Raw genomic sequence first — 24082 nt, 5'->3', positions numbered from 1 at the left:
GAACGGCTGCGGCATTGCTCAGTATCCCATCCCGCCCATGCCCCCGCCGTTGCCGGCTGGGGTCGCATTATTCGGCGGGCTGTCAGCTATCATCGCCTCGGCTGTGATCAGCAGGGCGGCGATCGACCCGGCATCCTGTAAGGCGGTGCGCACGACCTTGGCGGGGTCGACGATACCGGCCTTGATCATGTCCACATAGGATTCGGTCTGCGCGTCGAAGCCCTGGTTGCGGTCTTTGCTGTCTGCCAGCTTGCCAATGACGATCGAGCCCTCGAAGCCTGCGTTTTCTGCAATCTGCCGGATCGGGGCCTCGAGCGCCCTAAGCACGATCGAGATGCCTGCGGTGACGTCGGCATTACCACCGGCCAGCGTGGCCAGCACATTCCTGGCGCGCAGCAGGGCCACGCCTCCACCGGGAACGATGCCTTCCTCGACCGCAGCGCGCGTCGCGTTAAGTGCATCGTCGATGCGGTCCTTCTTTTCCTTGACCTCGGTCTCGGTTGCGCCGCCGACACGGATCACCGCGACACCACCGGCGAGTTTGGCGAGCCGCTCCTGGAGCTTCTCTTTGTCATAGTCCGAGGTCGTTTCCTCGATCTGCGCCTTGATCTGGGAAATACGGGCGGCGATGCTGGCCTTATCGCCAGCGCCGTCGATCACCGTGGTCGTGTCCTTCTCGATGACCACGCGTTTGGCGCGGCCGAGCATGTCGAGCGTGACGTTCTCGAGCTTGATGCCGAGATCCTCGGAGATCATCTGGCCGGCCGTCAGCACGGCGATGTCTTCCAGCATGGCCTTGCGGCGATCGCCGAAGCCCGGAGCTTTCACGGCCGCGACCTTCAGGCCGCCACGCAACTTGTTGACGACCAGCGCGGCGAGCGCCTCGCCCTCGACATCCTCGGAGATGATCAGCAGCGGCTTGCCGCTTTGCACAACCGCTTCGAGGATCGGCAGCATGGCCTGAAGGTTGCCGAGCTTCTTCTCGTGGATGAGGATGTAGCAATCCTCGAGCTCGACGCGCATCTTCTCGGGATTGGTCACGAAATAGGGCGAGAGATAGCCGCGGTCGAACTGCATGCCTTCAACGACATCCAGTTCGGTTTCCGCTGACTTCGCTTCCTCGACGGTGATGACGCCTTCAGTACCAACCTTGTCCATGGCTCGGGCGATCATCTCGCCGATCGTGGCATCTCCATTGGCTGCAATCGTGCCGACTTGCGCTATTTCGCCTGACGATTTTACCTTGCTGGACCGCGCCTGGATTTCCTTGACGACGGCGGCAATGCCTTGGTCGATGCCGCGCTTCAGATCCATCGGGTTCATGCCTGCGGCGACCAGTTTGGCCCCTTCGCGCAAGATGGAAGCGGCTAGAACTGTCGCCGTGGTGGTGCCGTCGCCTGCAAGGTCATTGGTCTTCGAGGCCACTTCGCGCACCATTTGCGCGCCCATGTTCTCGAACTTGTCGGAAAGCTCGATTTCCTTGGCGACGGTCACACCGTCCTTGGTGATGCGTGGCGCGCCGTAGGCCCTGTCGATGACGACGTTGCGCCCTTTCGGACCGAGCGTCACCTTGACGGCGTTGTTGAGCAATTCGACGCCGCGCAGCATACGATCGCGCGCGTCGGTGGAGAATTTGATTTCCTTGGCAGACATGATGTTCGTCCAGTTCGATGTTGAGATCGGGGATCGATCAGGCCACTTTTCTGGTGGCCCCCTCCGTTTTCTCGAAGATTCCCATGATGTCGGCCTCCTTCATGATCAGAAGGTCTTCGCCATCAATCCTGATCTCGGTGCCGGACCATTTGCCGAACAGGATCGCGTCGCCTGTTTTTACGTCGAGCGGCACCAGCTTTCCGCTTTCGTCACGCAAGCCGGGGCCGACGGCTATCACTTCGCCTTCCTGGGGTTTTTCCTTCGCCGTGTCGGGAATCATGATCCCGCCCTTGGACATCAAATCGCCTTCCGCGCGTCGAACGACGACACGATCGTGGAGTGGCCGGAATTTCATCGGATTCTTTCTGAGGTCGGCGCTTAGGGCGACCACATCATCAATGTAGCGCCTTTGGCACCCGAATGATAGGAGTGCCAGAATTATTATTGAGTGGCTGATAGTATCAAACTCAGTAATTTAAGGCAGAAATCTCGTATCTTTCTGACCAATTCGGCTCTTTTTCTCAGTGAGAACTTTCTCCGAATCCAAGGAATCAGGGCGACTAGGGTCGGCCTGCAAATAAATCGCGCGGGCGCCCTTGTTTGGAGCAAGATTGAAGCGTATCTATAAGGCACGTTGATTTGGCCGATTTGGCTTCGCGGTGTCAGAGACTTGGACCCGCCAATCACCACCCAGCTTCTCGACAGCATTTGCATCGCGCCAAGCGGGCGCGCATGCCGACCGTTCGAAACCTGGAATGAACCCGACGCTTACCACGGATGTACTGGCAGCATCGGGATTGTTCCGGTTCGGATGGGATTTATGCAGGCGGCGCATGCGCATGCTCCTGCGGAGGCATCTGACAATGATTACCCGTACCACGCAGACCGTCGTCCGGCTCTCCTTGCCCTTTCAATTGCCCGGCTTCGACGCCCCGCAGCCTGCAGGCGATTATCGCGTCGACCAGGACGAGGAACTGATCGAGGTCCTGTCCCGTCTTGCCTGGCGACGTGTCGGCGCCTTTGTCCACCTGCCGGCCATCGGCATGAACGGTCAGACGCAGCAGATGGTGCCGATTGACCCCGCCGATCTCGACTCAGTACTTGAAAAGGACCAACAACAGCCATGACCTCTACGAGCCTTATCCGACATGCCGCCCGGGCGACGCGGCGGGAGACCCCAACGCATCTCTTTGCGGTCGGGCAGAGCGTCCGCCTGAAGGGCGGTTTTGGAAGGTCGGCCTTGCCTGCGGACATCTACCACGTGACCGCCACGCTGCCGCCTACGGGCGGTTCACCCCAATATCGCATCCGCAATGACGACGAACGTCATGAGCGGGTGACGACACAGGACAGTCTCGAGCCGGCAGGCATGTCGCGGCCCGGTGACGGCGCAACTCTCATCGAAAGGACGTTTGGCCATGGCCAAGGGACAGAAACGAAGCAATCGCGAGATCAGAAAGCCGAAGCAGGAAAAGGCTCCGCCCAAGCCTGAAAGCACCTTCGGCAACCAGATCAAGCTCGCCACGGACGCCAACGCCTCACGCGGCAAAGGCAAGAGCTGACGGCAATGACGCTTCTGCGGAACTACGAAGGATGGCGATGCGGATCGTAATCGAATTCTACCGCACGCGGGGCACCGACGACGCGCATGCCGTCGTCGGTCGCGAGATGATGGAGGCCGCGGATCTCGACGACGCAATGGAAGTCGCACGGCAGCTTTCGTTGACCCTCGACATGCCGCAACGGCCGGATGCCCTAACGATCACCGACGCGGCCGGCGCGGTGCTCTATACCGGCGCTCTCGACGCCGAGGAGACGAACGAAGGAATTTCGCGATGATGAACCCACAGGATGATAATACCGAACGTCTGCGCAATCTTCTCGCAATCGGCGTCTGGGAGAATGAAGGTGGCGCTGGCCGTCATGCCCCGAACGAACAGTATGGCCGTCGCATCGAAACGGATCGCTCCTGGACCGTCTACCATGTGTTCAGTGGTGTTCCTGCGAGGTCAGGGGGTCAGAACATGACCAACCTCGATCGGGTCGACGCCACCGAAGGCATGCTGTCCCTCAACCGGGGCAACCAGGGACGTCGCATGGCTCAGGGGGCCTCCTGCCACGCACACCGATCGAACGATGTCCAATCGAGGATTGCGAGCCATGACGCTGGAGTTTCCCAACAGAAGCCGCAGCTTCGATGAAGCTCGCGACGCCGTTCGGTTCATCGGCCATGACGGCATGTTCGAAGTACCGTTCTTTGTCGAGACTGCCGCCCTTCATCGAGCTGTCACGACCTCACAGACCGAGACGGATTTCCTCACCGCTTTCGACGCAGCGCGCAGTTCCATCCACGATATCGCACGCAAGGCCTATTCGCGCGGGCGCCGGCCGTCCTACACTCTGACCGTCGCGGATTTCCGCTAGGCGGCTCGCGATGCTGATCCGCTACGGCTACGAGATCACGCTGACCTGCCAGCAGCCGACGGCGTTGGTTTGCCTGCTTTCGGTCCACGAGGAGCGCGCCGCTGATATCAGGGTTCCCGAAACGATATTCACCACTCCCGACGTTGCGGTGTCGACCTACCGCGATCTCTTCGGCAACCGCTGCCAACGTCTGGTCGCGCCGGATGGCGACCTGACCATGTGGGGCGATGCCACGATCGAGGACGACGGCAGGCCGGACCGGATTCTGCTGGGTGCCCGGGAGATGCCGGTGCCGGAATTGCCGGACGATTGCCTCGTCTACCTCATGGGCAGCCGCTACTGCGAAACCGACCGTCTCAGCCAGACTGCCTGGGACCTCTTTGGTGCGATCCCTCCGGGTTGGGGTCGCGTGCAAGCGATCTGCGACTTCGTGCACAACCAAATCCGCTTCGACTACATGCAGGCCCGTTCGACGCGGACGGCTTTCGAGACATTCAACGAGCGCGTTGGCGTTTGTCGGGATTTCGCGCATCTTGCGATCACGTTCTGCCGATGCCTCAACATCCCCGCTCGCTATATCAACGGCCATCTCGGCGACATCGGCGTGCCGGTCGTCGATCCGATGGATTTCAGCGCCTGGATGGAGGTCTTCCTCGATGGCGACTGGCATACCTTCGATCCGCGCAACAATACGCCGAGGATTGGCAGGATTGTTGTCGCACGCGGCCGCGACGCGGCCGACATCCCGCTCATCAATTCCTTCGGACCGCATGGCCTGAAAGCCTTCAGGGTTTGGACGTACGAGGTACCGGCTCCGAGTTCGACATGTCCGCTTTAAGGAGCACTGGCATCTGACCCGAACGACCGAAATGGGGGCGCATTGCAGACATTTGTCGATGTTCAGTCCGAGAAAGGCAAGGAATAGTGCCGCTACGGGCGGTGCCGCGCTAAAGCAACGATGTAGTCCACTAGGATCCAGGAAAAATGTGGGGTGAATTGAGGGTTTGTACCCCAAGGGATTTGAGAAAAGCCAATAAAAGCAACTGCATGGCAAGCTGAAATGGCGGAGAGAGAGGGATTCGAACCCTCGATACGGTTTCCCGTATACACGCGTTCCAGGCGTGCGCCTTCAACCACTCGGCCACCTCTCCGCAGCACGTCCCCGCTAATGCGGGGCGGTCGATGGCGCTCATCTAGTCGATCCTTTGCCGAATGCCAAGCCGTGAATGCGTTCTTTCCTGCGAACGCGCTGATGGCTTCCACATCGCCGGCGATTGCCAATGTGCCCTTCCTTGCCTATCTGATGGGAGAAGAAGCCTGTCGTCGCGCCGGCGCGGGCAAACGGCCCGTTACGTTTCATGTTCAAAGCACTGCTGCGCCTGTTGTCCATGGTCATGCTTGCCATCGCCGTCATCATGGCGGTGCTGGATGCGACGCGGTCGATCGCGGCGAGCGCCCTTGTTCTGACGCCGCTAGGCGATTCCTGGGCCGCCGTGGCGCCGTCGACGCTGGAAACGGTTGAGCGATCGATTTCAGAGAATTTGCCGGGCTTCTTCTCCGATCCGCTGGCGACCGGCTTTCTGAGCTTGCCGGGGTTTGCGGTGTTTGCCGGCCTTGCTCTCTTACTTGCAATTGCGGGGCGCAGGCGAGAACGCACCGCCAGCCGGTTCGTGGTACAGCGCTGACAATGCCCGCAAGGGCGAAAGGAGCGAAGAGATGTTCTTTCTGAGCGACATGCTGAACAAGAAGCTGAAGCCGCCGACCGCCAAGGAGGCGCTGCCCGGCCGTGAGCGCGCGATACCGACCGCGTCCAAGCACCATGTCTCAAAACGCCCGCTGCATGGCCCCTATCCGGAAGGGCTGGAAGTCGCCTATTTCGGCATGGGCTGCTTCTGGGGCGCCGAGCGCCTGTTCTGGGAAACGCCGGGTGTGTGGGTGACGGCGGTGGGCTATCAGGGCGGCGTGACGCCCAATCCGACTTATCAGGAAACCTGCACGGGCCTGACCGGCCACACCGAGGTGGTGATGGTGGTCTACGACCCGTCCGAGGTCTCCTATGCGGAGCTGCTGCGGATTTTCTGGGAAAGCCACGACCCGACGCAGGGCATGCGCCAGGGCAATGATGTCGGCACGACGTACAGATCGGCGATCTACACCACCATCGATGCCCAGCACGCCGAGGCCGTCGCCTCGAAAGAGGCCTACGAAAATGCGCTGGCCGCTGCCGGCCGTTCGCGCATCACCACCGAGATCGAGCCGGCGCCTGCATTCTATTTCGCTGAAGCCGACCACCAGCAATATCTCGCCAAGAACCCGTTCGGCTATTGCGGCCTGAAGGGCACCGGCGTCGCCTGCGCCGTTCCCGCGCCCGTCAGCGCCTGATTGCAACGGCAGACCGCGTAGGGCTGAGCGCCGGAGCCACTTGGTTTCCGGTGCTCCTGCTCTTATCCAAAAGGTCAAAATTCTGCGTGAGTTTTTGCAACGCTCGTGCAACAGTAAAATCTGAGCGGGGGCTCAAACCCCTGCCGGACGGGGGTAGCCGCTTGTTGCAAGCCGGCAGCTCGCGTCGTGAAGCCAAAAAGCAACCGACAGGGTGTGGATCATATGAAGCGTTTTGTTCTCGGCCTTCTGGCCGCCACCGCGATGACCGCTACGGCATTCGCGCAGGAAGATATCAAGCCGGGTCTTCTGTTCGACCTCGGCGGCAAGTTCGACAAGTCGTTCAACGAGGCATCGTTCGGCGGCGCCGAGAAGTTCAAGTCCGAAACCGGCATCGAATATGTCGAGTTCGAGATCTCGAACGACGCCCAGCGCGAGCAGGCGCTTCGCCGCTTTGCCGAGGATGGCCGTAACCCGATCGTCATGGCCGGTTTTTCGTGGGCGTCCGCGCTCGAAATCGTCGCCGAGGAGTTCCCGGATACCGATTTCGCCATCATCGACATGGTGGTCGACAAGCCGAACGTGCGCTCCGTCGTCTACAAGGAACAGGAAGGCTCCTACCTCGTCGGCGTGCTGGCCGCGATGGCATCCGAGACTGGAACGGTCGGCTTCGTCGGCGGCATGCAGATCCCGCTCATCGGCAAGTTCGAGTGCGGCTACGCATCGGGCGTGATGGAGACCAACCCGGAAGCCACCGTCATCCGTAACTACACCGGCGACACGCCGGCAGCCTGGAACGATCCGACGCGCGGCGGTGAAATCACTCGTTCGCAGATCGATCAGGGCGCGGATGTTATCTACCATGCGGCGGGCGGAACGGGCGTTGGCGTACTTCAGGCTGCGGCGGACGCCGGCAAGCTCGGTATCGGTGTCGACTCCAACCAGAACGGCATGCATCCCGGCAGCGTGCTAACCTCGATGCTCAAGCGCGTCGACGTGGCCGTCTACAACGCGTTCACGGACGCGCAGAAGGGCGAGTTCAGCGCCGGCATCAACGTGCTCGGCCTCGCCGAGGACGGCGTCGGCTATGCCGTCGATGAAAACAACGAGAAGCTCATCACCGACGAGATGAAGGCCGCCGTCGAGGAAGCCAAGGCGAAGATCATCGCCGGCGAGATCGAGGTCCACGACTTCATGAGCGACAATTCCTGCCCGTACTGATCGGGAACGGAAGTCTTGCAGCGAACCGCCGGGCGCGAGCCCGGCGGTTTTCTTTGGCGCATGAGTTTTCGCGCTCTGTGCAATGACCGACCGCCGTTCATTGCCTATCGTGGCCCGCAATGAGCTCTGATTCCTTCGGCCCCTCCCATGCAATCGCGCCGCGCCTTATGGCGATCGTGTTCATCCTGCTTGCCGGCGTGCTGACGGGCGCGCAGCTCGGCAAGATCGCGCCGCTCATTCCCTGGTATCGCAACGAGGTCGGGTTTTCGCTGGTCGAGGCCGGCTGGCTGGCGGCGATCCTCGGCATTTTCATTGCGTTGGCCGCTCTTCCCGCGGGCTGGTTGATCGACCGGATAGGCCTCAAGCGTTCCATCATGACCGGTGCACTGCTCCTGGCAGCAGGTGGTATCGCGCTCGCGCTGGCGGAAACGCCCGTTGCGATCTTTGCGGCAAGGCTGGTCGAGGCTGTCGGCTATCTTGCCCTGTGTGTGGCGCTGCCGGCCATTCTCGCCGACATCTCTCCGGTCAACTGGAAGGGGCCGGTGCTGGCGATCTGGAGCGGGTTCGTCCCGCTGGGCTTTGCAACGTCGGATTTTCTGGCGCTGGCGATGCTGCCATTCTATGCGCCCCCGGCCTATCTGCTCACGATGGTGCTGCTGTTTGCCGTTCTGGCCGCAGGCGCGCTCTGGCTCGTCAGCGGCATTGCGGTTTCCGCGCCAGCCGGCGCGACGGGCGGCGTGTCGAAGACCTTGTCGCTGCCGGTTGTGCTGGTGGCCGTCGCATTCGGCGCGTTCGTGGTCCTGTCCGTCTCCATGTTTACCTTCATGCCAACCTTCGTGGCCGGCGATGGCGCGCATTTCCTCATTTCCGCCGGCGTGGTCGCGCTGAGCGTGCCCGTCGGCAACATTCTCGCCAGCGTCCTGGTGAGAGGTAGAGGCGCCGGCTACATGGCACGGCTTGCCGTGTTCGGCTTTGCCGTCAGTGCGGCAACCGGGGTTCCGGCCTTCACGCTTGCGGACCCGGTGCTTGCGACAGTTTCGGTCTTGGCGCTGGCAATCTCGGGCGCTCTGGTGGCGTCCGCGCAGTTCGCGGCAATTCCTTTAATTACGCCTCGCGGCGGCTCGGTTCCGGTGGCCATCGGTCTCGTCTGCCAGGCTGGCGGTCTGGGAACCGTATTCGGCCCACCATTGGCGGCATCCGTGGTCGAGGCGTTCGGTTGGTCCGGCTTCGGATGGTTCCTGTCGGCGGTGGCCGTTGTGGGCCTCGCCTGCATGCTTCCTATCCTGAGCCGCTACCCGGCAGCGAAAGCTAGCGCGGCGGACGCACCGCGAGCCCCTTGACCAGGATCGGTCCGGTCGGGCGCCCGACCGGCGAGCCGGGCGCATCCTCAAGCGTGATCTCGTAGAGCTGCTGCGGCTGCGGCATGGGCTGGTCCGGGCCCTGCAGGGTGATCTCGGTCGAGCGTCCGAAAGTTCCGAGCGACACCGGGCCGACGTCGCGGTCGTAAAGTGTCCAGACTTCGAGGGTCTTGCCCTGCGGCACCTCGAAATCGACCAGCGGAACGATGCGGACGGCATCGTTTCCGTAGGCTTCGACGAAAGCGCCCGGCGCATTGTCTTCATCGGCCAGCACGACGACGACGACCGGCTCGGGCGCAGGTCCCATCGCCTGCCCGGACAGATAGCCGACGCCCAGCGCCCCGATCAGGCAGGCGGCGATCAGTCCCCCGCGCCAACCGGCGAACTGGTGTGCGTAGGGCCGCTTCAACTGGAGTATCCCCTTGCGGCTGGGGTCGGGCGCTTGCAAGGTTGTCAAATCGAGGCGCTCACGGGCGATGTCTGCCGCGGTCATCTGCGGCATGTCGGCAATCCGCGCGGCAACCGTCTGCCACATATCGCCGGGAACCTCGGCGGGCGCCACGTCCTTGTCGAAGGCATGGAAGCGTTCGGCGAGATGGATGACGCAGTCGCGAAACTCCGCATCGACCTCCATGTCGCGTTCCGCGCGTGTGCGCTCCTTCTCGTCCATCAGACCCAGCACATAGTCTCCGGCACGCGCCATGCGTTCCTCGCGGCTCATGACATGCACTCCTGCAAGGCAATGACGCCGCGTCTTATCCATGCCTTGACAGTGCCGATCGGCGCCTTGAGTCTCCCGGCAATTTCCCCGTGCGTGAAGCCTCCCACATAAGCCAGAACGATGGAGCGGCGGCGTACGGGTTCCAGCTGATCGAGGCAGCGCCGCAGGTCGCTTGCGGCGGGCAGCGCCTCATAGGCAAGATCCGCGTCGCTGCCAGCGTCGCCAAGTTCTGCCAGCATCTGCGGCTCTACAAATTCCATGCGTTGGCCGTCACGAACCATGTTCAATGCACGGTTGCGAACCATCCTGGTCATCCATGCCCGCCCGGAGCCGCGCATCGGGTCAAACATGGTGGCCTTGCGCCAGATGGTGACGAATGCGTCCTGCACCGCTTCCTCGGCTAGGTCGGCTCGGCGCACGATGCGTCGCGCGACCGCGATAAGGCGGCCGGCCTCGAGCTTGAACAGTTCCGCGAGCGCGGTTCGATCTCCGGCGGCAACCCGTTCGAGGAGAAGGGTACTCGCATCGTCCTGATTGTCCGCACTCATGCAGCGATCGCTCTCCTCGCACCAGCCAGCCCGATATGCAGATTACACGCGAAATCATCGAAACGATGCAGACGGAAGAAAATTTTCTCTCGCTGCATCCAGCAGGCGTGCCTCGCGGGTAACCACCATGCGGACATGTGCCGCCAACGCCATTTTACACCTAGAGGAGACAAGCCATGAAGCCCACCACCCGGACAATCATCCGTTCCACGCTCGCTGGCGCATCGTTCATCGCGCTGACTGCCGCGGCCACCGCAGCACCCGCAGTCGGTCTCGTCGGCGACAAGACCCTCGTATGGTTTGACACCGACAATGCCGAAGTCACGCGCAGCGTCGAGGTTGAAGGCGTCGATAGCCTGATGGGTATCGACGTACGTCCGTCGAACAAGATGCTCTACGGCGTTGACGGAAACGGCATGATCGTGACGATCGACCTGGAGAGCGGCGCCGCCACCATGGGCGCTGAACTGTCGGAGAAGCTGCCTGACGGCGTGACCGCCAGCGTCAACTTCAACCCGGTCGCTGACAAGCTTCGCCTGATGGGCTCGGATGGCACCAATCTGCGCATCGATGTCGAGACCGGCGCTGCGACCGTCGACGGGAGCCTCAACTTCGAGCCCGGCGACGCGAACGCCGAAGCCACGCCCAACGTGGTGGCCACCGCTTACACCAACGGGCTGGACAAGCCGGAAAAGACCTCGATGTGGGACATCGACGCGTCGTTGGGTGCGCTGCTGCGCCAGACGGCGCCGAATGACGGCACGCTGGCCACCATTGGCATGCTAGGCATCGAAGGCGCCGATCACTACGCCATCGATTTCGAGGTGCGCGCCATCGACGACAACGTTCTCTGGCTCGCCGCCGGCAACGGCCTCTACACCGTCAATGTCGAAAGTGGTGCGGCAACCATGGAGTCCGAATTCAGCGGCCTCGACGGCACGCTGCGCGACATCGCCATCCTGCCGGCGATGTAAGTTCGTATCCCCACCCGCGAAGCCGCCGCTACCAGTGCGGCGGCTTCGTCACCGGGACGTCCGGTGAAGCCTGTTCTTCCAGTTCCAGGAAACGTTCGGTCAAGGCGTCGAGCTTGCGCTGCAGCTTGTCGATCGTCTTCCACTGTTCGGCGATCTCCTGCGACAGCTCCGAAATGGTCTTCTCCTGCTCGGCCGCCAGGATTTCGAGTTGGGTCAGGCGCGCCTCGTCGCTCATGCCGTGATGCCTTCCAGAGCGGCGCGCAGGCCGGTATCGAGCTGCTTCGGCCGGCGCGTTGCACGGTCGACATACACGTGAATGAAGAAACCTTCTGCGGCGGCCGTCTGCTCCTCGTTGCGAAAAAGTCCGACTTCGTAGCGCACCGACGACGAGCCGAGCCGCGCCACACGAATGCCGGCCGTGACCATGTCGGGAAACGCCATCTCCGAGAAATAGCGGCAGCCGGTTTCCACGACCAGACCGATCTGCTCGCCCTTGTGGATGTCGAGCACCCCTTGTTCGATCAGCCAGCCATTCACCGCCGTGTCGAACAGCGAATAGTGCACCACATTGTTCATGTGACCATAGAGGTCGTTATCCATCCAGCGCGTCGCAATCGTGCGGAACGCGCGGTAGTCGCCGCGGCTCGATGGGGTGGGGCGCTCGCTCACCATGCCGCCCGATAGATCGCCAGCGCGTCGGCCTCGTTCACGTCGCGCGGATTGTTGACCAGCAAGCGCTGCTGCTTCATCGCGTCTGAAGCCATCTTCGCCAGATGCTCCTCGCCGATGCCGACATCGCGCAATCGCGGTTGCAGCCCCACCCTGCGCGACAGCGTCGCCAGTTCCTCAATGAAGGCCGCGCAGCGACCCTGCACGCCGTCCTCGGCGGCGAGCTGCGGAAACGCGTCGGCAGCGATCTCCGCGTAAAGATGCGCCGCATCCGGCGCGTTGAAGCGCAGCACATGCGGCAGCACCAGCGCGTTGGAAAGCCCGTGTGGAATGTGGAACGTGCCGCCGATTGGATAGGCAAGCGCGTGCACCGCGGCGACCGGCGAGTTGGCGAAGGCCTGGCCCGCCAGCATGGACCCCAGCAGCATCGCACCGCGCGCCTCGATGTTGCTGCCGTCGAGCACGGCCGTTTCGATATTGGCCCCCAGCAATTGTAGCGCCTGCCGGGCGAGCATCCGCGACAGCGGGTTGTTGTTGGCGTTCCTGGACGCATAGGCCTCGATCGCATGCACCATCGCATCGATACCGGTCGCGGCGGTAATTGCCGGCGGCAGGCCCAGTGTCAGCTCGGCGTCGAGAACCGCGATGTCGGGCAAGATGATTGGCGAGGACACGCCGCGCTTTTCTTCCTCGCCAACGGTGATGATGGAGACCGGCGTCACCTCCGATCCGGTGCCCGCAGTGGTGGGCACCAGTGCCAGCGGCAGGCGCGGCCCTTTGGCCTGCGCCACGCCCCAGGCCGTGTCGAGATCCTCTCCGGAGCCGATCAGCAGGGCGGCGAGCTTGGCGACGTCGAGCGACGATCCGCCGCCGAAACCCGCGAGACCCGTGGCGCCTGCAGTACGGCCTGCTTCCACCGCCTTTTCAAGTGTCTGGCGCGAAGGGTCCGCCTCGACCGCGTCGAAAATGGTGACGGTCGCACCCTCCGCCTCCAGCGATGTTATCGCATTGTCGCAAAGCCCGAGCTTGCGCAGGCCGGGATCGGTGACGAACAGCACCACCCGTCCGAGCTTGCGGCCGGCGAGCGCGCCGAACCGGCGCGCGGCCCCCGGCTCGAAGATCACGGATGGGGTTGTGTTGAAGGTGAAGGGGGCAAAGGCGTGGGTATCCATGCCGTCGAAATTGACAAGGGCGCGCTGATTTGTCGAGAGTGAACCGGGATTGTGGCAAGTTGAGCGCATTGGCAAGGCGGAAATCGCCATGCTAGATGTCTTGACCAAACGATAAAAACAAAGTTCCAGAGGGGTTGATCGGGCGCATGGCAGAAGCTGCGATCGAACTGGTCGGCATAAACAAGAGTTTCGGCGCGGTTCACGCCAACCGGGACATCCATCTCGAGATTCCGCGCGGCACCATTCACGGCATCATCGGCGAGAACGGCGCGGGCAAGTCGACCCTGATGTCGATCCTGTACGGCTTCTATCAGGCCGACAGCGGCGAGATCGCGTGTCGGGGAAGCCGATCCAGATCGGCACGCCGAACGACGCGATCGCGGCCGGCATCGGCATGGTCCATCAGCACTTCATGCTGGTGCAGAATTTCACCGTTGTGGAAAACGTCATTCTCGGCGCGGAAGGCGAGGCGCTTCTGGGCTCCTCCATCGCCAAGGCGCGCGCGGAACTCGTGCGGCTGGAGAAGGAATACGGCCTCGAAGTCAATCCCAACGCGATCATCGAGGAACTGCCTGTCGGCCTGCAGCAGCGCGTGGAAATCCTCAAGGCGCTCTATCGGGGCGCCGAGATCCTGATCCTGGACGAGCCGACCGGCGTGCTCACGCCGGCCGAGGCCGACCATCTGTTCCGTATCCTCGCCCAGTTGAAGGACGAGGGTAAGACCATCGTCCTGATCACGCACAAACTACGCGAGATCATGGCCATCACCGACAACGTCTCGGTCATGCGGCAGGGCCAGATGGTTGCCACGCGCAAGACCGCCGAAACCACGGTCGAGGAATTGGCCGAGCTTATGGTCGGGCGTCGCGTGCTGCTACAGGTGGAGAAGGGCGCAGCCAAACCCGGCGAGTTCAAGCTTTCGGTCAAGAACCTGACGGTGAAGGATTCGCGCGGCGTGACCATGGTCAACGACGTCTCCTTCGACGTGCGCGCCGGCGAGATCGTCGGCATCGCAGGCGTTGCCGGCAACGGCCAGTCCGAGCTTCTTGAAACCATCGCCGGCATCCGCCGCGCCGAATCCGGCACCGTCATGCTCGACGGCAAGCCGATCGACGTGACCGGGCTGGCCGACCCCGGCGAGTTGCGCGACAGGGGGCTCGCCCATGTTCCGGAGGACCGGCATTATGTCGGCCTCGTCCTGCCGTTCGAGGAATATGAGAACTCGATCCTCGGCTATCACGACCACAAGCAGTATTTGCGAGGGCCCTTTCTCGACATCGAGGCCATCCGCGCCGATGCGCGCGAAAAGATCGAGAAATACGACATCCGCCCCGCCAACGAGCGGTTGAAGACGGCCAATTTCTCCGGCGGCAACCAGCAGAAGATCGTGCTGGCGCGCGAGATGGAGAAGGACCCGGGCGTTCTGGTCGTCGGCCAGCCGACGCGCGGTGTCGACGTCGGCGCCATCGAGTTCATCCACAAGCGCCTCATCGACATGCGCGACGCCGGCAAGGCCGTGCTGCTGGTCTCGGTGGAGCTGGACGAAATCCGCTCGCTGTCCGACCGCATTCTCGTGATGTTCGACGGTCGCATCGTCGGCGAGCGCGACGGCGAGGCCAGCGAAGGCGAACTGGGCCTGCTCATGGCCGGCGTCGAACAACAGGAGGCCGCGGAATGAGCGCGCCCTACGCAAAGCTTCCGGCCTGGGCCGACTATGGACTGATCCCCGTCATCAATCTCGTCGTCGCCTTCGCGGTCGCGGGGCTGGTCGTGCTGCTGGTGGGGAGAACCCTTTCCGGGCAGCCGCCATCATGGTCGAGGGCGCATTCGGCGGTGGACGCAACATCGCCTACACGCTCTATTATTCGACGAGCTTCATCTTCACCGGCCTTGCGGTTGCGGTGGCCTTCCACGGCGGCCTGTTCAACATCGGTGGCGAGGGGCAGGCCTATGTCGGCGGGCTCGGCGTCGCGCTGGTTTGTCTGACGTTTGATTCCATTCTGCCGTGGTGGCTCACCTTCCCGCTCGCGATTCTCGGCGCGGCGGCCATCGGTGCGGCCTGGGCTTTCATTCCCGCCTATCTGCAGGCCAAGCGCGGCTCGCATATCGTCATCACGACGATCATGTTCAACTTCATCGCCGCCAGCCTGATGGTCTATCTGCTGGTGGGCGTGCTCAAGCCCACCGGATCGATGGCGCCGCAGACCCGCACCTTCCTCGATGGCGGGCAGCTCCCCAAGCTCAACTGGCTGATGGAGGCGTTCGGCTTCACCGTGCGCTCGTCGCCGTTCAACATATCGTTTCTGCTGGCGCTGCTCTGCGCCTTCCTCGTCTGGCTGCTGATCTGGCGCACGAAGCTGGGCTACGAGATCCGCACCCAGGGCTTCAGCCCCAAGGCCGCGCGTTATGCCGGCATCGGCGAGGCGCGCATCATCATCATCACCATGATGATCTCCGGTGCGCTCGCCGGCATGATGGCCCTCAACCCGGTGATGGGCGACCAGAATCGGCTTCAGCTCGATTTCGTCACCGGCGCGGGTTTCGTCGGCATCGCCGTGGCGTTGATGGGCCGCTCGCATCCGGCCGGCATCGTCCCGGCCGCTATCCTGTTCGGCATGCTCTACCAGGGTGGCGCGGAGCTAGCCTTCGAGATGCCCGCAATAAGCCGCGACATGATCGTCATCATCCAGGGCCTCGTCATCCTGTTTGCCGGCGCGCTCGAGCACATGTTCCGGCCCTCGGTTCAGGCGCTGTTTGCAAGCCTCAGTCCGAAGTCCATGGGCGTGACCGCTGCCCGGCAGGGAGACGCCTGAGATGGAGTTCTTCAACACCCTCGTCGTCATCCTCGACTCGACGATCCGCCTGTCGATCCCGCTGCTGCTGGCCTGCCTTGCGGGTCTCTACTCCGAGCGGTCCGGCATCTTCGACATCGGCCTCGAGGGCAAGATGCTGGCCGGCGCCTTCGCCGCCGGCGCGGCTGCAGCCGTCTACGGCTCCGCGTGGTATGGGCTCGGCGCGGCGATCCTCGTTTCCGGTTTTCTTGCGCTCGTTCACGGCTTTGCCTCGATCACCCATCGCGGCAACCAGATCGTCTCGGGCGTTGCCATCAACTTCATAGCTGCCGGCTCCACCATCATTCTCGGTCAGGCCTGGTTCAGCCAGGGCGGCCGCACGCCCTCGCTCGGCGGCGACAGCCGCTTCGGTGCCATCACCCTTCCGTTTGCCGAGGCCGTGCGCGATGTCCCGGTTGTCGGCTACGTCTATTACGAGCTGATTTCCGGCCAATCGATCCTCGCCTATTTCGCCTTCTTCATGGTCTTCGCCACATGGTGGGTGCTGTTCCGCACCCGCTTCGGCCTGCGCCTGCGCGCAGTGGGCGAAAACCCGGCCGCGGTCGACACCGCAGGCATCTCGGTCACATGGCTGCGCTATCGCGCCGTACTCATCACCGGCGCACTCTGCGGCGTTGCGGGCACCTATCTGGCGCTGACGCAGAATGCCGGCTTCGTCAAGGACATGACCGCCGGTCGCGGCTTCATCGCGCTCGCGGCTCTCATCTTCGCCAAGTGGCGGCCGGTGCCGGCGATGTTCGCCTGCCTGCTGTTCGGCTTCCTCGACGCGCTGGCGATCCGCCTGCAGGGCACGCCGCTGCCGCTGGTCGGCCGCGTGCCGGTGCAATTCTTCCAGGCGCTGCCCTACGTGCTGACCGTGATCCTGCTTGCAGGCTTCATCGGCAAGGCGATCCCGCCGCGCGCCGGCGGCGTGCCCTATGTGAAGGAGCGTTGATTGAAAGTGTTCGAGTGCCGCCATGTCGCATGATCTTTTTTTCTTGCCGCGCGCGAAGCGATGGCGAAGTGCCATGCGCCCTATTCCAGATTTCCGGTCGGTGCCGCGCTCCGCACCGAGGACGGGCGTATCTTTTCCGGCGCGAACATCGAGGTTGCGTCCTATCCCGAGGGCTGGTGCGCGGAAACGACGGCGCTCGGCCACTATGTGATGGGCGGCGGCGGCAGGATCACCGAGATCGCGGTGGTCGCCGAAAAGATGCCGCGCATCACGCCCTGCGGCGGCTGCCGCCAGCGGCTCGCCGAGTTCGCCGGGCCGGACGCACGGCTTCACCTGTGCGACGAAACGGGTGTCGTCCAGACCCTGACCATGGGCGAGATCCTGCCGCTGGGCTTTGCCGGAGACATCCTGAAATGAACCGCACCATCGCCAAGATCACCGAGGCACTGGAGGGGCGCACGCCCAAGACGGCGCTGGTTCTAGGCTCCGGGCTTGGCAGCCTCGTCGACGAGGTCGAGAACGCGGTTCGCATCCCCTATGCCGAGCTGCCGGTCTTTCCGCACAGCGGCGTGACCGGCCATGCGGGGCAGCTCGTCGCCGGGGACCTCGGCGGCACGCCTGTCATCATGCTGGCCGGACGCGCCCACTATTACGAGCACGGCAATCCCGCAGCCATGCGGCCGGCGCTGGAGGCGCTGACCGGGATAGGCATCGAGAAGCTGATCCTCACCAACGCGGCGGGCTCGCTGGAGCCCGATATGGGGCCCGGCTCAGTGATGCTGATCACCGACCACATCAATTTTTCCGGCACCAACCCGCTCTTCGGCGAGCCGACCGATAGACGCTTCGTCGGGCTCACCGAAGCCTACGACGCCGGCATGCGCGCCGCATTCGAGAAGGCCGCGGAAGCGACTGGCACGGCGCTCCACCAGGGCGTCTACATGTGGTTCTCCGGACCATCCTTCGAGACGCCTGCAGAGATACGCATGGCGCGCATCATGGGTGCCAACGCCGTCGGCATGTCGACCGTGCCGGAGGTGATCGTCGCGCGTTTCCTCGGCCTGCGCGTGGCCGCGTGTTCGGTCATCACCAACCTTGCCGCTGGCATGACCGGCAGCGAGCTTTCGCACGACGAGACGAAGGAGATGGCACCGCTCGGCGGCCAGCGTCTCGCAACGATCCTGAAGAAAATGTTCGCCGACGGACTGGTCGACGGGTAGGCGCCGGCCATGCTCCCTCAGGAAATCGTCAGGAAAAAGCGCGATCGGCAGCCGCTGACGCCCGATGAGATCGCCGCTTTCGTAGCCGGCCTTACCGACGGTTCCTTCTCCGAGGGGCAGGTCGCGGCGCTCGGCATGGCGATCTTCCTCAACGGCATGGAGCGCGACGAAGCCGTCGCGCTGACGCTTGCGATGCGCGATTCCGGTACTGTGCTCGATTGGTCGGATATGCCCGGCCCGGTGACGGACAAGCATTCGACGGGCGGCGTCGGCGACAACGTTTCGCTGATGCTCGCGCCCATCGTCGCGACCTGCGGCGCCTATGTACCGATGATCTCCGGTAGGGGGCTTGGCCACACGGGCGGCACGCTCGACAAGATGGATGCCATCCCCGGCTACACCAGCCAACCCGACAAGGCGCTGTTCCGCAAGGTGGTGCGCGAGGTGGGCTGCGCGATCATCGGCCAGACGGCCGATCTGGCGCCCGCCGACAAGCGCTTCTATGCCATTCGCGACGTGACCGGCACGGTCGAATCGATCCCGCTGATTACCGCGTCCATCCTGTCGAAGAAGCTTGCTGCCGGGCTCCAGTCGCTGGTGCTCGACGTGAAGGCCGGCAATGGCGCTTTCATGGCAACGAAGAAGAGTGCCTCCGGGCTCGCGCAAAGCCTGGTCGAGGTCGCGAACGGCGCAGGCCTGCCGACCACGGCGCTGATGACCGACATGAACCAGCCGCTGGCAAGCGCTGCCGGCAACGCCGTCGAGGTTGCCAATGCCGTCGATTTCCTCACCGGCCGCGCCCGCGACCGCCGGCTGGAGGTGACGCTGGCGCTTGCGGCCGAGATGCTGCTCGCGGCCGGCATCGCATCCACCCACCGTCAGGCCGACAGCCTCGCCGGCAATGCGCTCTCGTCTGGTCGCGCTGCGGATGTCTTCGGCCGCATGGTCTCGGCTTTGGGCGGCCCGGCGGACTTCGTAGATAAGTACGAGACCTACCTGCCTCAGGCGCCCGTCATACGGCCGGTGAAGTCCGGTAAGTCGGGCTTCGTCACGGCAATCGCATCGCGCGACATCGGCATCGCCGTCGTTGCGCTCGGCGGCGGCCGCACGAAGCCGGAAGACGTGATCGACCATGCTGTCGGCATCACGGCGCTCGCGCCGGTCGGCACTGACATCGCCAAGGGTGACGCGCTGGCGATCGTCCATGCGCCCAATGAAGCCGACGCGGACCAGGCGGAAGCGGCGGTTCATGCCGCCTACACGCTGGGCGAGGGCAGGCCGCGTATGCCTCGGCCAGTTATCCGCCGCATCGCGCTCTCAAGCTGAGTAAGAAAAACATTAAACCGATCGGTTGACATTCAGTCGGGCGAGCTCTAATTAAACCATATGGTTGAAAATGAAGCCGCCCAACTCGATGCCGTCTTCCACGCGCTGTCCGATGCGACGCGCAGGGCGATGCTGCACACGCTCTCGACGGGCGAGAGAAGCATCGGCGAGCTGGCCGCGCCATTCTCTATGAGCCTCGCGGGCGCCTCCAAGCACGTGAAGGTGCTGGAAGGCGCAGGCCTCGTGCGCCGCGAGATACGAGGCCGCACGCATCTGTGCAGGCTCGACGCCGCGCGGCTCGCCGAGGCGCAGGCCTGGCTTCGCTACTACGAGCGCTTCTGGACCGGCCGTCTCGATGCGCTGGATGCGCTGCTGCGCGCCGAGGACGAAGAGATGGAGAATTCGAAATGACCGCCAGTCAGCCCGTCATCTTGCAGGTCAAGCGCCGGTTCGACGCATCGCCGGAGCGGGTCTTCGACGCCTGGCTCGATCCGGAGACAGCCGGCAAATGGTTGTTCCGCAGCGAGGAAGGTGAGGCCGTCACTGGCCGTGTGGATGCACGGGTCGGCGGCAGCTTTGCCTTTGTCAGCCACCGCAAGGATGGCGACATCGAACATACCGGCGATTATCTGGAGATCGACCGGCCGCGACGGCTGGTCTTCACCTTCGCGGTGCTGGCGTTCAGCCCGGAATACGACCGCGTGACGATCGAAATCGCGCGTCTCGACAAGGGATGCGAACTGACCCTGACGAGCGAGATGGCGCCGGATGTCTTTGCCGAGTGGGGCGAGCAGACCCGCAAGGGCTGGACCATGATGCTCGACGCCCTCGCGGCTCAACTGGAGGCCTGAGCCATGTTCAGGGTCGATCCGACACAGGACGGGCAGGGCATCGTTTCCGAGCCCGCGACGGTGCGGATAGAAAAGCTGCTGCCTGGGCCGGTCGAGCGCATATGGGACTATCTCACCGATCCCGCCAAGCGGCGGCTCTGGCTGGCTGCCGGTATCATGGAGCCCCACCCCGGCGGGCAGGTCGAGCACCTGTTCCGTCATCGGGAACTGTCCGACGAGGCAACCCCGGAAAGATACCGCGACTTTGAGGACAGCCCCGCCATGCACGGCGAGGTCACGCAATGGGATCCGCCGCGCACCCTCGCCTACACATGGCCCGGCGACAGCGGTGCGAGCGAGGTTACCTTCGAGCTCTTTCCCGAAGGGCGTGATGTGCTGCTTGTCGTGACTCACCGCAGGTTGGGCGACCCGGAGACAATGGTCAGCGTCGCCAGCGGCTGGGATGCGCATCTGGGCATCCTTGCCGACCGGCTGGCAGGCGACACGCCGCGCGGCTTCTGGAGCACTCACGCGCGGCTCGAAGAAATCTATCGGGACAGATTCAACAAAATCGACGGAGAGAACAGCAGATGACCGACTTTGCAGGCGGCCGCAACATCGCCATGAAGGTGCCGCCCCACCAGTATGAAGAAACGGTGCGCTTCTATCGCGATGTCATCGGCCTTGCCCAGATCGAGGGCCACGAGCCTGCTGTCGGCTTTCACTTCGGGGCTAACCAGCTCTGGATCGACCAGGCGCCGGGCATGAGCCAGGCCGAAATCTGGCTGGAAATCGTCATGGACGACAAGGACGCCGCCGCCGACCATCTGGCGAAGGCCGGCGTCGCCCGTCGCGATGAAATCGAGCCGCTGGGCTCCGATTTCAAGGGCTTCTGGGTATCCAGCCCTTCGTCGATCATTCACCTCGTCGACGAAAGGACCGGAGCCTGGTGAATACGAAAGGGCAAACCCGATGATACGATGCAATCTGTCCTCGGTGACGGTGCTAGACCAGCAGAAGGCCGAGGATTTCTATGTCGGACGGCTGGGCTTTGTGAAGAAGCACGACGTTCCGGCCGGAGCGGCGCGCTGGCTCACCGTTGAGGCCGCCGACGGTTCCGGTGTGGAACTGCTGCTGGAGCCGGCGGGCATGGATTTCGCCCGGGATTACCAGAAGGCGCTCTACGAGCGCGACATCCCTTTCACCCAGCTCGGCTGCGATGACGTGCAGGCGGAGTACGAGCGGTTGACGGGGCTCGGCGTCGTTTTCCGCGGTGAGCCGCGCGCACCGGGGCCGGACATGCCATTGATGGCGACCTTCGAAGATGGCTGCGGAAACCTGATCCTGCTGGTCGAGGGCTGACCGCCTATGCGCCCGTCGCACGCCGGAAATGGATGACGGTTCCGTCTTCCAGGCTGCCGCGTGCCGTTTCCTTAAACCCGAGGCGACCAGCGAGCTGCACGGAAGGCGTGTTGCCCTCGCTGATGATGCAGCTCAGGGGAACGCCGCGATGGTTCTGATCGGCCCAGCCGAGGATGGCGGTCATGGCTTCCCGCGCAAGACCCTTTCCCTGGACGGAAGGGTGCAGGACCCAGCCAGCCTCCAGCGTGCCGTCCAGCGTGGGTTCGATCGCGCGCTTGATGTCCATCAGCCCGGCCTCCCCGACAAGCTTGCCGGATTCTCGATCCGTCAGTGTCCAGAACCCGGCGCGCAGCACGGCCCACAGGCCCCGTGAACGCAGGATGCGACCCCAGCATTCCGACCTGGTGAGCGGACGACCGCTGATGAACCGCACGACGTCATCCTGGGTCCAGAGGTCGAGATAGGCGTCGAGGTCTTCCGGGCGATGCTCCCTCAGGATGAGGCGCTCGGTGTGAAGAACGGGAACGGTGCTCATTGTCCGCCGAGCTTTTCGGCAATCAATGCGGCAAGCCTTGTCGCCACGTCGTTCTTGCTCATTTCCGGCCACTCCTCGGCGCCGTCGGCGGAGACGATGCGGACGAGATTACGGTCGCCGCCCATCACGCCCGACGCGTTAACGCCGCTGTCATGGGAAACGTCGTTGGCGACGATCAGGTCGGCGCCCTTCCTCTTCAACTTCGCGCGGGCGTTTTCGAGCACGTTCTGCGTCTCTGCCGCAAAGCCAACCACCAGTTTCGGCCGGTTGGCGTGGTGCCCGATGGTGGCCAGGATGTCGGGGTTCTCGACCATCTGCAGCGCCGGCGGCCCTTTGCCCGGTTCCTTCTTGATCTTCTCGCCCGCCTCGCCCTCGGTGCGCCAGTCGGCGACCGCTGCAACGAAAACGCCGGCGTCGGCAGGCAGCGTCGCTTCCACGGCGGCCTTCATCTGCCGGGCAGATTCGACGTGGATGACATTGACGCCGGCCGGGTCGGCGAGCGTCACCGGACCCGATACGAGATGCACCTCCGCGCCGAGCCGCGCTAGCGCGCCGGCGATCGCATGGCCCTGCTTGCCCGAAGAACGGTTGGCGATGTAGCGCACCGGGTCGATCGGCTCGTGCGTCGGTCCCGATGTCACCACGATCTTGCGGCCGGCAAGCGGTTTTGGTGCCTCGTCCAGCAGAGCCTCGATCGCGGCGACGATCTCCAGCGGTTCGGCCATGCGGCCGTCACCGGCCTCGCCGCTCTCGGCCATCTCGCCGCGCCCCGGTCCGACGAAGGCGACGCCGTCCTGCTCCAATGTCGCGCGATTGCGGCGCGTGGCCGGATGGCTCCACATGCGCGGGTTCATGGCCGGCGCGATCAGCACCTTCTTGTCGGTGGCCATCAGCGTGGTCGATGCGAGGTCGTTGGCGAGCCCGTTCGCCATCTTCGCCATCAGGTCGGCGGTGGCAGGCGCCACGACTACAAGGTCGGCCTCCCGCGACAGGCGGATATGGCCGACATCGTGCTCGTCCTGCCGGTCGAAAAGGTCGCTGAACACATGATCGGCCGAGAGCGCGCCGACGGCCAGTGGCGTCACGAATTCCTGGGCCGCAGCCGTCATCACGCAGCGCACCGAAGCACCGCGCTCGCGCAGGCGCCGTATCAGGTCGAGGCATTTGTAGGCCGCGATGCCGCCGCCGATGATGAGCAGGATGCGTTTGCCGGAAAGGATCATGCGTCGCCCGCGATCACGTCACGCCGGCTTCAGTGCCGGCTCGACGTCGGTATGGACGAAATCGTCGCCTTTGAACAGCAGTGGAAGGCCGCGTGTCTTGGCCAGGGCGTAAGCGAAACAATCGCCCATGTTGAGGTTGGCACGGTGTTTCGATCCTCTGCCGTAGCGGGCATAGCCCAGTCGGGCAGCGGCAAGCTGATCTTTGTCGAACGGTATGATGGTCAGCGCGAGCAGGTCGATGAGAAGGTCTAGCCGTTCGCTGCGATCGCTGAATCTTTCCGCCGTCGCGACGCAGGTCGCCTCGAACAGCGTCGCCGAACTGATCAGTGCCTGGTCGGCCTCATGAAAAGCCTGCTTGAAGACGGGTGAATCGGGCTCGTCGTTGAGAACTGCGATGATGGCTGACGTATCCACAACGAGGAGAATCAACGCAGCCCTTCATCCCACATCTCGTCGCTCACCTTCTTCAAGTCGAACGGCTTATCCGGCTTCCTCCCAAGTTGGGTTAGCGCTTCTATCGACGGCTTGCGGCGAGGCTGCTCGACTGCAACGCCGCGTGCCAAGGCATCCCTCGCCTCCTGTTCCATGGACACTCCATGCTCCGCGGCGAGCTTGCGCAACTGGTACTTCACATTTGGATCGAGATTACGGATCGTCAAAGTGCTCACTGACTGACCCCTT

At 63.6% G+C, this 24082-nt stretch carries 30 protein-coding genes, 1 tRNA gene and 3 pseudogenes; 22 read left to right on the top strand and 12 right to left on the bottom strand.

What is annotated here, in order from left to right; translation table 11 throughout:
* Nucleotides 1–18: 18 nt before the first annotated feature.
* Both groL and HK436_RS06055 read right to left on the bottom strand, forming a co-directional pair.
* Nucleotides 19–1653, bottom strand: coding sequence for a chaperonin GroEL (groL, locus tag HK436_RS06060; RefSeq protein WP_173188091.1), 1635 nt, complete (start codon nt 1651–1653; stop codon nt 19–21).
* Between the two features lie 37 nt (nt 1654–1690).
* Nucleotides 1691–2008 carry a co-chaperone GroES gene (locus tag HK436_RS06055; RefSeq protein WP_173188089.1) on the bottom strand — a complete coding sequence of 106 codons (318 nt, stop codon included), beginning with the start codon at nt 2006–2008 and terminating at the stop codon, nt 1691–1693.
* Between the two features lie 508 nt (nt 2009–2516).
* On the opposite strand from HK436_RS06055, the gene HK436_RS06050 reads away from it, so the two are divergent.
* The 5 genes from HK436_RS06050 to HK436_RS06030 all read left to right on the top strand — a co-directional run bounded on the left by HK436_RS06050 (nt 2517) and on the right by HK436_RS06030 (nt 4915).
* The gene (locus tag HK436_RS06050) at nt 2517–2780 is read left to right on the top strand and encodes a hypothetical protein (protein WP_173189982.1); all 264 of its coding nucleotides are present in this window, start codon (nt 2517–2519) and stop codon (nt 2778–2780) included.
* Nucleotides 2777–3145 (top strand): hypothetical protein, encoded by a 369-nt coding sequence (locus HK436_RS32885; RefSeq protein ID WP_312860506.1) that lies wholly within the window; start codon nt 2777–2779, stop codon nt 3143–3145. Before HK436_RS06050 ends, HK436_RS32885 begins: the two co-directional genes overlap by 4 nt.
* 107 nt (nt 3146–3252) lie before the next feature.
* A complete protein-coding gene (locus tag HK436_RS06040; protein ID WP_173188085.1) occupies nt 3253–3492 on the top strand; it encodes a hypothetical protein in 240 nt (79 codons plus the stop codon).
* A 321-nt stretch (nt 3493–3813) separates the two neighbouring features.
* Nucleotides 3814–4077, top strand: coding sequence for a DUF1488 family protein (locus HK436_RS06035; protein ID WP_173188083.1), 264 nt, complete (start codon nt 3814–3816; stop codon nt 4075–4077).
* Nucleotides 4078–4087: 10 nt separating this feature from the next.
* Nucleotides 4088–4915 carry a transglutaminase-like domain-containing protein gene (locus tag HK436_RS06030; RefSeq protein ID WP_173188081.1) on the top strand — a complete coding sequence of 276 codons (828 nt, stop codon included), beginning with the start codon at nt 4088–4090 and terminating at the stop codon, nt 4913–4915.
* 223 nt (nt 4916–5138) lie between these two features.
* Here HK436_RS06030 and HK436_RS06025 read toward each other — a convergent pair.
* Nucleotides 5139–5228 (bottom strand) — tRNA-Ser (locus HK436_RS06025).
* A 207-nt stretch (nt 5229–5435) separates the two neighbouring features.
* Between HK436_RS06025 and HK436_RS06020 the strand changes: the two genes are divergently transcribed.
* The 4 genes from HK436_RS06020 to HK436_RS06005 all read left to right on the top strand — a co-directional run bounded on the left by HK436_RS06020 (nt 5436) and on the right by HK436_RS06005 (nt 9017).
* Nucleotides 5436–5762, top strand: coding sequence for a hypothetical protein (locus HK436_RS06020; protein WP_173188079.1), 327 nt, complete (start codon nt 5436–5438; stop codon nt 5760–5762).
* A gap of 31 nt (nt 5763–5793) precedes the next feature.
* A complete protein-coding gene (gene msrA / locus HK436_RS06015; protein WP_173188077.1) occupies nt 5794–6459 on the top strand; it encodes a peptide-methionine (S)-S-oxide reductase MsrA in 666 nt (221 codons plus the stop codon).
* Nucleotides 6460–6681: 222 nt separating this feature from the next.
* A complete protein-coding gene (locus HK436_RS06010; protein ID WP_173188075.1) occupies nt 6682–7677 on the top strand; it encodes a BMP family lipoprotein in 996 nt (331 codons plus the stop codon).
* Nucleotides 7678–7796: 119 nt separating this feature from the next.
* Nucleotides 7797–9017, top strand: a complete 1221-nt coding sequence (locus HK436_RS06005; protein WP_173188072.1) for an MFS transporter — start codon at nt 7797–7799, stop codon at nt 9015–9017.
* On the opposite strand, the gene HK436_RS06000 is transcribed toward HK436_RS06005, so the two are convergent.
* On the bottom strand, nt 8986–9756 hold the full coding sequence (locus tag HK436_RS06000; RefSeq protein WP_173188070.1) for an anti-sigma factor: 771 nt from the start codon (nt 9754–9756) through the stop codon (nt 8986–8988). The genes HK436_RS06005 and HK436_RS06000 overlap by 32 nt on opposite strands.
* A complete protein-coding gene (locus tag HK436_RS05995; protein ID WP_173188068.1) occupies nt 9753–10304 on the bottom strand; it encodes a sigma-70 family RNA polymerase sigma factor in 552 nt (183 codons plus the stop codon). Before HK436_RS05995 ends, HK436_RS06000 begins: the two co-directional genes overlap by 4 nt.
* 176 nt (nt 10305–10480) lie before the next feature.
* Here HK436_RS05995 and HK436_RS05990 point away from each other — a divergent pair, with 176 nt between their 5' ends.
* Nucleotides 10481–11278 carry a DUF4394 domain-containing protein gene (locus HK436_RS05990; RefSeq protein ID WP_173188066.1) on the top strand — a complete coding sequence of 266 codons (798 nt, stop codon included), beginning with the start codon at nt 10481–10483 and terminating at the stop codon, nt 11276–11278.
* A gap of 28 nt (nt 11279–11306) precedes the next feature.
* Here HK436_RS05990 and HK436_RS05985 read toward each other — a convergent pair whose 3' ends face one another.
* Genes HK436_RS05985 through HK436_RS05975 form a run of 3 tightly spaced genes read right to left on the bottom strand, consistent with a single transcriptional unit; the run spans nt 11307 to nt 13119 of the window.
* Entirely contained in the window at nt 11307–11513 is a 207-nt protein-coding gene (locus HK436_RS05985; protein ID WP_173188064.1) for a SlyX family protein, read from the bottom strand.
* Nucleotides 11510–11947, bottom strand: coding sequence for an acyl-CoA thioesterase (locus tag HK436_RS05980; RefSeq protein ID WP_312860570.1), 438 nt, complete (start codon nt 11945–11947; stop codon nt 11510–11512). Before HK436_RS05980 ends, HK436_RS05985 begins: the two co-directional genes overlap by 4 nt.
* Entirely contained in the window at nt 11944–13119 is a 1176-nt protein-coding gene (locus tag HK436_RS05975; protein ID WP_173189980.1) for an iron-containing alcohol dehydrogenase, read from the bottom strand. Before HK436_RS05975 ends, HK436_RS05980 begins: the two co-directional genes overlap by 4 nt.
* Before the next feature lie 146 nt (nt 13120–13265).
* On the opposite strand from HK436_RS05975, the pseudogene HK436_RS33415 reads away from it, so the two are divergent.
* From HK436_RS33415 to HK436_RS05920, 12 genes and pseudogenes are all read left to right on the top strand, one after another.
* Nucleotides 13266–13711: pseudogene (locus HK436_RS33415) on the top strand (ATP-binding cassette domain-containing protein); the annotation flags it as partial.
* 165 nt (nt 13712–13876) lie between these two features.
* Nucleotides 13877–14797, top strand: a complete 921-nt coding sequence (locus HK436_RS33410) for an ABC transporter ATP-binding protein (RefSeq protein WP_376769150.1) — start codon at nt 13877–13879, stop codon at nt 14795–14797.
* Nucleotides 14794–15932 (top strand): annotated as a pseudogene (locus HK436_RS05965) (ABC transporter permease). The gene HK436_RS33410 and the pseudogene HK436_RS05965 overlap by 4 nt, the downstream one beginning before the upstream one ends.
* A 1-nt stretch (nt 15933) precedes the next feature.
* On the top strand, nt 15934–16905 hold the full coding sequence (locus tag HK436_RS05960) for an ABC transporter permease (protein WP_173188060.1): 972 nt from the start codon (nt 15934–15936) through the stop codon (nt 16903–16905).
* A gap of 22 nt (nt 16906–16927) precedes the next feature.
* Nucleotides 16928–17322: pseudogene (cdd, locus tag HK436_RS05955) on the top strand (cytidine deaminase).
* Nucleotides 17319–18125: a purine-nucleoside phosphorylase gene (locus tag HK436_RS05950; RefSeq protein WP_173188056.1), complete on the top strand. Its 807-nt coding sequence runs from the start codon at nt 17319–17321 to the stop codon at nt 18123–18125. The pseudogene cdd and the gene HK436_RS05950 overlap by 4 nt, the downstream one beginning before the upstream one ends.
* Before the next feature lie 9 nt (nt 18126–18134).
* Entirely contained in the window at nt 18135–19451 is a 1317-nt protein-coding gene (deoA, locus tag HK436_RS05945; RefSeq protein ID WP_173188054.1) for a thymidine phosphorylase, read from the top strand.
* Between the two features lie 60 nt (nt 19452–19511).
* Nucleotides 19512–19862, top strand: a complete 351-nt coding sequence (locus HK436_RS05940; protein ID WP_173188052.1) for an ArsR/SmtB family transcription factor — start codon at nt 19512–19514, stop codon at nt 19860–19862.
* Nucleotides 19859–20302, top strand: a complete 444-nt coding sequence (locus HK436_RS05935; protein WP_173188050.1) for an SRPBCC family protein — start codon at nt 19859–19861, stop codon at nt 20300–20302. The genes HK436_RS05940 and HK436_RS05935 overlap by 4 nt, the downstream gene beginning before the upstream one ends.
* Before the next feature lie 3 nt (nt 20303–20305).
* The gene (locus tag HK436_RS05930) at nt 20306–20875 is read left to right on the top strand and encodes an SRPBCC family protein (RefSeq protein ID WP_173188048.1); all 570 of its coding nucleotides are present in this window, start codon (nt 20306–20308) and stop codon (nt 20873–20875) included.
* Nucleotides 20872–21234, top strand: coding sequence for a VOC family protein (locus HK436_RS05925; RefSeq protein ID WP_173188047.1), 363 nt, complete (start codon nt 20872–20874; stop codon nt 21232–21234). The genes HK436_RS05930 and HK436_RS05925 overlap by 4 nt, the downstream gene beginning before the upstream one ends.
* 19 nt (nt 21235–21253) lie before the next feature.
* Complete coding sequence (locus HK436_RS05920) at nt 21254–21643, top strand: VOC family protein (RefSeq protein ID WP_173188046.1); 390 nt, start codon at nt 21254–21256, stop codon at nt 21641–21643.
* Between the two features lie 4 nt (nt 21644–21647).
* Here the strand turns inward: HK436_RS05920 and HK436_RS05915 are convergent, their stop codons facing one another.
* The 4 genes from HK436_RS05915 to HK436_RS05900 are packed head-to-tail and all read right to left on the bottom strand — an operon-like array spanning nt 21648 to nt 24069.
* Nucleotides 21648–22178 (bottom strand): GNAT family N-acetyltransferase, encoded by a 531-nt coding sequence (locus HK436_RS05915; protein WP_173188045.1) that lies wholly within the window; start codon nt 22176–22178, stop codon nt 21648–21650.
* Nucleotides 22175–23401 carry a bifunctional phosphopantothenoylcysteine decarboxylase/phosphopantothenate--cysteine ligase CoaBC gene (coaBC, locus tag HK436_RS05910; protein WP_173188044.1) on the bottom strand — a complete coding sequence of 409 codons (1227 nt, stop codon included), beginning with the start codon at nt 23399–23401 and terminating at the stop codon, nt 22175–22177. The genes HK436_RS05915 and coaBC overlap by 4 nt, the downstream gene beginning before the upstream one ends.
* Before the next feature lie 18 nt (nt 23402–23419).
* A complete protein-coding gene (locus HK436_RS05905) occupies nt 23420–23830 on the bottom strand; it encodes a type II toxin-antitoxin system VapC family toxin (protein ID WP_173188043.1) in 411 nt (136 codons plus the stop codon).
* The gene (locus HK436_RS05900) at nt 23827–24069 is read right to left on the bottom strand and encodes a FitA-like ribbon-helix-helix domain-containing protein (RefSeq protein ID WP_173188042.1); all 243 of its coding nucleotides are present in this window, start codon (nt 24067–24069) and stop codon (nt 23827–23829) included. Before HK436_RS05900 ends, HK436_RS05905 begins: the two co-directional genes overlap by 4 nt.
* Between the last annotated feature and the right edge of the window lie 13 nt (nt 24070–24082).

The sequence above is a fragment of the Neoaquamicrobium sediminum genome, from assembly GCF_013240295.1.
GTDB classification, from domain to species: domain Bacteria; phylum Pseudomonadota; class Alphaproteobacteria; order Rhizobiales; family Rhizobiaceae; genus Aerobium; species Aerobium sediminum.
Note: the sequence above shows the minus strand (reverse complement) of the source record. Positions and strands in the feature narration are given on the sequence as shown.

Excerpts from the sequence above, each read along its gene's own strand:
- groL (WP_173188091.1), bottom strand. The coding sequence starts at position 1,653 with ATGTCTGCCAAGGAAATCAAATTCTCCACCGACGCGCGCGATCGTATG.
- HK436_RS06055 (WP_173188089.1), bottom strand. The coding sequence starts at position 2,008 with ATGAAATTCCGGCCACTCCACGATCGTGTCGTCGTTCGACGCGCGGAA.
- HK436_RS06050 (WP_173189982.1), top strand. The coding sequence starts at position 2,517 with ATGATTACCCGTACCACGCAGACCGTCGTCCGGCTCTCCTTGCCCTTT.
- HK436_RS32885 (WP_312860506.1), top strand. The coding sequence starts at position 2,777 with ATGACCTCTACGAGCCTTATCCGACATGCCGCCCGGGCGACGCGGCGG.
- HK436_RS06040 (WP_173188085.1), top strand. The coding sequence starts at position 3,253 with ATGCGGATCGTAATCGAATTCTACCGCACGCGGGGCACCGACGACGCG.
- HK436_RS06035 (WP_173188083.1), top strand. The coding sequence starts at position 3,814 with ATGACGCTGGAGTTTCCCAACAGAAGCCGCAGCTTCGATGAAGCTCGC.
- HK436_RS06030 (WP_173188081.1), top strand. The coding sequence starts at position 4,088 with ATGCTGATCCGCTACGGCTACGAGATCACGCTGACCTGCCAGCAGCCG.
- HK436_RS06020 (WP_173188079.1), top strand. The coding sequence starts at position 5,436 with ATGTTCAAAGCACTGCTGCGCCTGTTGTCCATGGTCATGCTTGCCATC.
- msrA (WP_173188077.1), top strand. The coding sequence starts at position 5,794 with ATGTTCTTTCTGAGCGACATGCTGAACAAGAAGCTGAAGCCGCCGACC.
- HK436_RS06010 (WP_173188075.1), top strand. The coding sequence starts at position 6,682 with ATGAAGCGTTTTGTTCTCGGCCTTCTGGCCGCCACCGCGATGACCGCT.
- HK436_RS06005 (WP_173188072.1), top strand. The coding sequence starts at position 7,797 with ATGAGCTCTGATTCCTTCGGCCCCTCCCATGCAATCGCGCCGCGCCTT.
- HK436_RS06000 (WP_173188070.1), bottom strand. The coding sequence starts at position 9,756 with ATGAGCCGCGAGGAACGCATGGCGCGTGCCGGAGACTATGTGCTGGGT.
- HK436_RS05995 (WP_173188068.1), bottom strand. The coding sequence starts at position 10,304 with ATGAGTGCGGACAATCAGGACGATGCGAGTACCCTTCTCCTCGAACGG.
- HK436_RS05990 (WP_173188066.1), top strand. The coding sequence starts at position 10,481 with ATGAAGCCCACCACCCGGACAATCATCCGTTCCACGCTCGCTGGCGCA.
- HK436_RS05985 (WP_173188064.1), bottom strand. The coding sequence starts at position 11,513 with ATGAGCGACGAGGCGCGCCTGACCCAACTCGAAATCCTGGCGGCCGAG.
- HK436_RS05975 (WP_173189980.1), bottom strand. The coding sequence starts at position 13,119 with ATGGATACCCACGCCTTTGCCCCCTTCACCTTCAACACAACCCCATCC.
- HK436_RS33410 (WP_376769150.1), top strand. The coding sequence starts at position 13,877 with ATGGCCATCACCGACAACGTCTCGGTCATGCGGCAGGGCCAGATGGTT.
- HK436_RS05960 (WP_173188060.1), top strand. The coding sequence starts at position 15,934 with ATGGAGTTCTTCAACACCCTCGTCGTCATCCTCGACTCGACGATCCGC.
- HK436_RS05950 (WP_173188056.1), top strand. The coding sequence starts at position 17,319 with ATGAACCGCACCATCGCCAAGATCACCGAGGCACTGGAGGGGCGCACG.
- deoA (WP_173188054.1), top strand. The coding sequence starts at position 18,135 with ATGCTCCCTCAGGAAATCGTCAGGAAAAAGCGCGATCGGCAGCCGCTG.
- HK436_RS05940 (WP_173188052.1), top strand. The coding sequence starts at position 19,512 with ATGGTTGAAAATGAAGCCGCCCAACTCGATGCCGTCTTCCACGCGCTG.
- HK436_RS05935 (WP_173188050.1), top strand. The coding sequence starts at position 19,859 with ATGACCGCCAGTCAGCCCGTCATCTTGCAGGTCAAGCGCCGGTTCGAC.
- HK436_RS05930 (WP_173188048.1), top strand. The coding sequence starts at position 20,306 with ATGTTCAGGGTCGATCCGACACAGGACGGGCAGGGCATCGTTTCCGAG.
- HK436_RS05925 (WP_173188047.1), top strand. The coding sequence starts at position 20,872 with ATGACCGACTTTGCAGGCGGCCGCAACATCGCCATGAAGGTGCCGCCC.
- HK436_RS05920 (WP_173188046.1), top strand. The coding sequence starts at position 21,254 with ATGATACGATGCAATCTGTCCTCGGTGACGGTGCTAGACCAGCAGAAG.
- HK436_RS05915 (WP_173188045.1), bottom strand. The coding sequence starts at position 22,178 with ATGAGCACCGTTCCCGTTCTTCACACCGAGCGCCTCATCCTGAGGGAG.
- coaBC (WP_173188044.1), bottom strand. The coding sequence starts at position 23,401 with ATGATCCTTTCCGGCAAACGCATCCTGCTCATCATCGGCGGCGGCATC.